We start from the raw sequence: 555 nt of genomic DNA, 5'->3' as shown, positions 1-555 counted from the left end.
GATGGGAGCCGTATCTCTATGGCGCGCTCGCGGCGTTGGCCTATCTCGAGGCGGGGCCAGAGGCCGCCTTCATCTATTTCCAGTTCTGATGATGGCACAGATGTCCGGACTTCCATGGTTGATCAGATGTGCGGGTGCAGCCGTGGCGCTGCTGCTGGTCTGCGGTCTTGCCACGGCGCGGTTCGGCTCCGCGCTCCAGCAGCCGTCCGTCACGACCCGCGACGGCAGCCTCATCACCCTCCACCGCTATCTGAGAGAGCCGGTTCCGGACATCGTGCTGGTCGGCAGCTCGGTCGCCTGGCGGCTCAAGGAGGAATATTTCTCGCTTCCCCGTTTCCGCAATCTTGCGCTGGCCGGAGGCTCGCCGGTGACCGTCCTCGAGATCCTCGCGAAACAGCCGAGCTTGCCGAAGATCATCCTGATCGAGACGAACATCCTGTCGCGCGAGCCCGACAGCGAGCTGATCGGACAATTCTCCGGTCGCACGCGCGCGGAAGCGCCGTTCCTGCGTCCCGTGCGCGCGGCGGTTGCGGTCCACGAGACGTGGAATCACGC

The 555-nt window shown here is 65.0% G+C and carries 1 protein-coding gene; it reads left to right on the top strand.

Annotation, left to right across the window (positions count from 1 at the left end; genetic code table 11):
* Window positions 1–100: 100 nt before the first annotated feature.
* The coding region (locus AC1D00_RS44585) for a hypothetical protein (protein WP_477015141.1) at window positions 101–555 on the top strand (455 nt) is incomplete at its 3' end.

Source organism: Bradyrhizobium sp. P2_E8 (genome assembly GCF_056403875.1).
This window is presented reverse-complemented; position numbering and strand designations above follow the sequence as displayed.